Annotated in this window: 2 protein-coding genes; both read left to right on the top strand. The window is 44.6% G+C overall.

What is annotated here, in order from left to right; all coding sequences use genetic code 11:
• Positions 1 to 1,566, top strand: a 1,566-nt coding sequence (locus LIZ08_RS10035) for a MucBP domain-containing protein (protein WP_227038797.1), incomplete at its 5' end; no start/stop codon positions are given.
• Between the two features lie 181 nt (positions 1,567 to 1,747).
• A partial coding sequence (locus LIZ08_RS10430; RefSeq protein WP_319637126.1) for an accessory Sec-dependent serine-rich glycoprotein adhesin occupies positions 1,748 to 7,173 on the top strand: 5,426 nt, incomplete at its 3' end.

Here is a 7,173-nt window from a genome sequence, read left to right as displayed (position 1 = left end):
CAAGTCGACGAACAAGGTCACTGGACAGGTGATGATGCTACAACTGGTAAAGTTGCTGAAAAAGATAAGAACGTAACATATGTCTACCAATTGAAACAACCTAAGGGTAATGTCTACGTACACTATGTTGACGTTAATGGTAACAAGATTAAAGACGATGTCACTGACGAAAAAGATCAACCAGTTGATAAAGACTACGATACAGTAGTAGACAACCGTCCAAAAGAAATTGAATTCCAAGGTAAGACATACGAATTAGTACCAGCTGGTAACTACCCAGTAGGTCAAGTCGACGAACAAGGTCACTGGACAGGTGATGATGCTACAACTGGTAAAGTTGTTGAAGGTGATAAGAATGTCACTTACGTCTACAAATTGAAAGAAGATCCAACGAAACCTAAAGAAGGTGACGTCATCATCACTTATGTAGACGAAAAAGGTAAAGAAATTCAAAAACCTCGTCAAGATACACCAAACTCACCATATGACACACCATATAACACAACTGAGGAAGGTGAAAAACCTAATACTATCAAGACTCCAGACGGTAAGACATACAAGATCGTACCGAAAGGTGACTACCCAGTAGGTAAAGTTGATGGCGATGGACACTTGGAATCATCTGATCCAATTAAAGGTAAAGTTGATAAACCACGTTCAATCATCACTTACGTTTACAAAGAAGTGAAGGAAGAACCAACTCAACCTAAGGGTAGCGTATACGTACACTACAAAGATACTGAAGGTAATACCATTAAAGAATCAGTAACAGATGAGTTAGACCAACCAGTAGGTAAAGACTACAACACTGTTGAAGACAACCGTCCACAATACATTAGATTCGAAGGTAAAACTTACGAAATCGTACCAGTCGGAAACTACACAGTTGGTAAAGTAGATACTCAAGGTCACCTTGAATCAACAGACCCAACAACTGGTAAAGTGGTTGAAGGACGTAAAGACGTTACTTACATCTACAAACTTGTCGAAGAACCTGTACAACCTAAGGGTAATGTATACGTTCACTATGTAGATGAAAATGGTAACACGATCAAGACTTCAGTAGTGGATGAAAAAGACCAACCAGTAGGTAAAGACTACGATACAGTTGTGGATAACCGTCCTAAGACAATCACAACTGCAGATGGTAAAGTCTATGAATTGGTACCACAAGGTAACTACCCAGTAGGTAACGTTGACGGTGAAGGTCACTTGACAACAACTGACCCAACAACTGGTAAAGTTATCGAAGGTGATAAGAATGTTACTTATGTTTACAAACTTGTGAAGACTCCAAACGTTCCAACACCAAACACTCCAGTGCCACCAACTCCAACACCAAATACTCCGGTGCCACCAACTCCAACACCAAATACTCCGGTAGATCCAACACCTAATACACCAGTGAACCCAGTTCCTGAGCAACCAGTTAAACCAGCTCCAGCTCTTGAACAACTTCCAAATACTGGTGAAACAGGATCTGTAGCTTCAGCTCTTCTTGGAGCAGTTGCAGGGGTTGCAGGGGTTGCAGCACTTGGAAGCCGCAAAAAAGAAGATGAAAAATAATCTTCTACCCTAATTTGATTCGGTCATTTCAGGTATGTGGGAAATGAAAAAGGATCCAAAAAGAGAACCTCCGGGTTCTCTTTTTGTGTGCTGTTTTTTATGTTAAAAACTAGTCTTAATTAGTTACTTTTGGGGAAAATTAGTGTATAATAACTCGATATCTTATTTTTAAGGAGCGGACATGTTTTTTAAACGTTCGAAGGGTGATTTTCGCGAAACGGAGCGAATCACACGTTATAAATTAATCAAATCAGGAAAGAATTGGGTACGGGCATCTGTCTCACGGTTAGGCCTATTTCGTGTCCTGCGAGGTGGTGTAGATGAAAATATCGTGGTTCAATATGAAGCATCATCACACTCTATGCCTGCTGATCTGGTCAAAGGGATGGTTGTGCTAGGGGCGCTGGCTGGAGCGACAACGGTTGCCAATCCAGTATTTGCTGAGGAAAATGAAATGAATGTGACTGTTGGATCAGAAATCAGCCCGTCGACCGGTGTAGCGGGTTCGGATAGTCTTGTCTTGGGGACGACGTCAAACTCAGATTCTGTGTCAGCCAGTCAATCTATAAGTGAATCTATCTCATTTTCAGAGTCAGCTAGTGACAGCCTTTCTCTGTCTCAATCGGTGTCTTTGAGTGAATCTCATCTTGTCAGTGGTTCAGCGAGTCCGTCTACTTCAGAAATTGCTAGTAGCACTCTCTCAGAGAATAATACTATTCATGTAGCTACTTCTGAAACGAGTGAGAAAGTAGCAGAGGCTCAGACAACTCACTCGGAGGAGCAGGTGAAGCGTCTGCAGGTCTTGGCTTTGGATTTATACACTTATCGTGCACAGGCTCTGGAAATCCCTGGGACAGAATCTGCTATTGAAAATGGAGATCTGGCTTTAGAAGCTATTCGTACAGGCTTGTCCAATCCCGCAATTCAAATCGATGCCTTAGAAAGTCAAGCAAAGAGTGCTCGCAATCGCTTGGTCAATGCGGTGCTTCGTGCGACATCTGGTCAGCGTGATCCGCGTAACGGGAACCGTATTGACACAGATACCAGTCTCCGTGCGCCTCAGTATAATTTAGGGCTAGCCAATAATGCCTTGATTTCTGTGTATAACTCTGATTACATCAATCAGGTTTATAATGTTGTTGAAACCAATCCTACACGAAATAATATTAAGAGCATTGGCTACGCTTCTGGTAGCGATCGTGTGAATGGCATTTATGTTCCGCAAACATCGGCCTTGAAAAATAGTGCAGCTGTTTTTAATATCGTGGGGACTGTTGGGCAGACAGAGGTCGTAACGCCTGGGAACATTTATAATCTTTCTTTTGTAGTGACTAATACGGCTAAGCAGTCAGTGACACGTACGCTTCGTATTCAGGTTTTGCCACAAAATGATGGCATTCGAAACCCGATTACGGCTGTGACGACAGCGACTTTTGTCAATGATACTACTAACTTGGCCCAGGCTGAAAAAGAGAAGATTTGGGAAGCGTTTAAGACTGCTAACCCCAATATTGCCACTTCAAAGGACTTTAAATCTTATTCGGTTTCATCATCTGGTGTGGTGACTATTACTTATAAAGATAACACCACAAATGATGTGACTGCTCCTGTTAAGCGCCTAGCAGCACCGATGGTTGAGACTCGCTTACTAGAGAAAGCCTATACTCAGACACCTGTAACGGTGACGGGGGCTGAGCCAGGGTCTGCTGTTGTTTTGTACAATAATGATGATGAAATCGGAACAGCAGTGGCGGATGCGTCTGGACAAGCGATCGTAACACCGAATGTTCCCTTACAGACGGGTGGAGTAACAGCTAAAGCACGGATCATGTATGGTGATCACGCGGTTTATTCTGATGCCAGTAATATGGTTGCTGTAACAGATGCCACACGTCCTGAAGTGACGGCTAAGTTAACTGTCAATGGTGTGGAACCGAAATCAACCCCTCTTGAGGGTGGTGGGAAGAATTATACCATTTATGCTGGTGATGATGCAGTTGTGACTTTTACAGCTACTGATGACAGTGGCAAGTTGAAAGAAATGAAAGTCGTTGCACGAGCAGATTTGAACGACAATGCCTTGAACGGCAATTTCTTTGGTAGTAGCCAGTATGGGACAGGTGATATTGCTCCTATCACGGGAGATATTACGGCTACCAGTGCAAACCCTGCAACCATCACAACGACCATTCATTTGAAGGATGATCTTTACCATACCTACCGAAATACATGGCAACGCAACGTCGCGGCTATTGACAATGCCTCCAATATGAACCGTCCAAACGGTTTGGGTGAGATTCGGATTACCCAGGGGCGTCTCGCTGATCGTACGCCAGGTGTGGCGCCGACAAGCACTATTCAGGTGACGAGTCTAACTGCATTGACAGATGCAGATAAGAGCAAGGTGATTGCTGCTGTATCGGCAGTCAACCCAGAGGTGGCCAACCGGATTAAGTCCTATACGGTTAATAGTGATGGTACAGTCACCATTACTTATAAAGATAGTACGACCAATGTTGTAGCGGTGAAACTGTCAGATAGCGATCACAGTCAGTCTGTATCAAACAGTCAGAGTGCGTCTACGAAGACTTCGCAATCGATCAGTCAGTCTTTAAGTACGAAGCAATCACAGAGCGTATCGGCTCAGCAGAGCGTTTCATTAAGCCAGTCACTGAGTTCGGTCCGCTCGCAAAGTTTGTCAGTTTCATTGAGCCAATCAGCGTCGGCAAGTGTTTCAGCTCAAGCAAGTCTATCTCGCAGTCAATCGTTGAGCAAGGAGATTTCTCAATCTCAATCCGCTTCAACGAGTCAATCTGTATCGACAAGAAAATCTGAATCTGAGAAGGTTTCTGAATCAGCTTCTGCAAGTGTCAGTGCCTTGCAGTCTGCTTCGGTATCAGCAAGTGTATCCAAAGTGGTTAGCCAGTCTGTCTCAAGTTCGACATCCGCTTTAACGAGCGCCTCTGTTTCAGTGAGTCAGTCAGTATCAGCATCGCTTTCACAGTCGGTATCAGAGTCACTAAGTCAATCGACTCGCGAGTCGGCTTCAAAATCAGTGAGTCAATCGCAGTCTGAGTCTGCATCAGTATCTTTGAGTGAGTCCGCTAGAAAATCAGCATCGTTGAGCACTTCCGTATTAGAGAGTCAATCAGCCTCAACTTCGGTGTCGGTTTCAACATCTGAGTCGGTGTCGACTTCCGAATCAGTATCTGCATCTGAGTCAGTATCGACTTCCGAGTCAGTATCTGCATCTGAGTCAGTCTCAACATCTGAATCAGTGTCAACATCTGAATCAGTTTCAACGTCCGAATCAGTGTCAGCGTCTGAGTCGGTATCAGCGTCTGAGTCGGTATCAACATCCGAATCTGCATCTACATCCGAATCAGTATCAACATCCAAATCAGTCTCTACGTCTGAATCATTGTCAGCGTCTGAATCAGTTTCAACGTCCGAATCAGTCTCGGCGTCAGAGTCAGTTTCAACGTCTGAATCAGTGTCGACATCAGAATCGGTTTCTGTATCTGAATCAGTGTCTACTTCGGAATCAGCCTCTGCATCAGAGTCAGTTTCAGCGTCAGAATCAATCTCGAAATCTGAGTCAGTGTCTATTTCTGAATCAGTCTCGACGTCAGAGTCAGTTTCAACATCTGAATTAGTATCAACATCCGAGTCAGTTTCAGCGTCGGAATCTGTATCAACGTCGGAATCTGTATCAGCATCGGAGTCAGCATCAGCTTCTGAATCGGTCTCAGCGTCCGAGTCAGCATCTACATCAGAATCGGCCTCAACATCAGAGTCAGTCTCAGCGTCTGAGTCAGTATCTACGTCAGAATCGGCATCAGAATCAGCCTCAGCGTCAGAATCAGTATCGACATCTGAGTCAGTTTCAGTCTCTGAATCGGTATCGACGTCAGAATCGGTTTCTGTATCAGAATCAGTGTCTACTTCTGAATCTGTTTCGACTTCCGAATCATTGTCAACATCAGAATCAGTTTCGACATCAGAGTCTGAATCAACATCCGAATCAGTGTCAACGTCTGAGTCAGCCTCTGCTTCTGAATCAGTTTCAACGTCTGAGTCGGTATCAGCGTCTGAATCAGTTTCAACGTCCGAGTCAGTGTCAGCGTCTGAATCAGTGTCAACGTCTGAATCAGTGTCGACATCAGAATCGGCATCAACATCCGAGTCAGTCTCAGCGTCTGAATCGGTATCGGCGTCAGAGTCAGCGTCAGCCTCAGAATCAGTTTCAGCGTCTGAGTCAGCATCAACGTCTGAGTCGGTTTCAACGTCTGAGTCAGCCTCGACGTCTGAGTCAGTTTCAGCCTCTGAATCGGCATCAACATCCGAGTCAGTCTCAGCTTCAGAATCAGTCTCAGCATCTGAGTCTGTATCTGAATCAGCATCAACATCTGAGTCGGTTTCAACGTCCGAGTCAGCATCTGCTTCAGAATTAGTATCGACCTCTGAGTCAGTTTCAACGTCTGAATCAGTATCAACCTCTGAATCGGTGTCTACGTCCGAGTCAGTCTCAACATCTGAGTCAGCATCTACATCAGAATCTGTATCAACGTCCGAGTCAGTTTCAACATCCGAATCAGTGTCAACATCCGAGTCGGTATCGACATCAGAATCGGCATCAACATCCGAATCAGCTTCTGCGTCTGAGTCAGTTTCAACATCCGAATCTGCATCTGCTTCTGAATCACTCTCGATATCAGAGTCAGCATCTACATCAGAATCAGTCTCAACCTCTGAATCTGTATCAACATCCGAATCAGTTTCTACCTCTGAGTCAGTATCTACGTCTGAATCAATCTCGACCTCTGAATCATTGTCAGCATCAACATCTGAGTCGGTCTCAACCTCTGAATCAGTATCGACATCCGAGTCATTGTCCGCGTCCGAGTCAGTTTCAACTTCTGAATCGGTGTCAACATCAGAATCATTCTCAGTCTCTGAATCAGCCTCTGCGTCCGAGTCAGCGTCAACATCCGAATCAGTGTCTACGTCTGAATCGGTGTCAACATCAGAATCAGTTTCTGCATCAGAATCAGTATCAACATCCGAATCAATTTCAGCCTCTGAATCAGTTTCAACGTCAGAATCAGTGTCAACCTCAGAATCGGCATCTGTATCCGAATCGGTTTCTACGTCAGAATCGGCATCTGTATCCGAATCGGTTTCTACGTCAGAATCAGCATCAACATCAGAATCAGCGTCAATATCAGAATCGGTTTCGGCGTCCGAGTCAGCGTCAACATCTGAATCAGTGTCAACGTCAGAATCAGTATCAGTGTCCGAATCAGCTTCAACCTCAGTAAGCCAATCAGGGTCAGCATCTGAATCAGCTTCAACCTCAGTAAGCCAATCAGTGTCAGCATCTGAATCAGCTTCAACCTCAGTAAGCCAATCAGTGTCAGCATCTGAATCAGCTTCAACCTCAGTAAGTAAATCGGTTTCTACGTCTGAATCGGTGTCTACATCCGAATCAGTATCAGCGTCTGATTCAGAATCAGCGTCCGAATCAGTATCGACATCTGAGTCAGTGTCAACGTCCGAATCAGTATCGACATCTGAGTCAGTGTCAACGTCCGAATCGGTTTCTGT

Source organism: Streptococcus sp. 210928-DFI.4.42 (assembly GCF_020554365.1).
GTDB lineage: Bacteria > Bacillota > Bacilli > Lactobacillales > Streptococcaceae > Streptococcus > Streptococcus parasanguinis_S.
The sequence above is the reverse complement of the archived record's forward strand: the minus strand, read 5'-3'. Positions and strand labels throughout refer to the sequence as shown.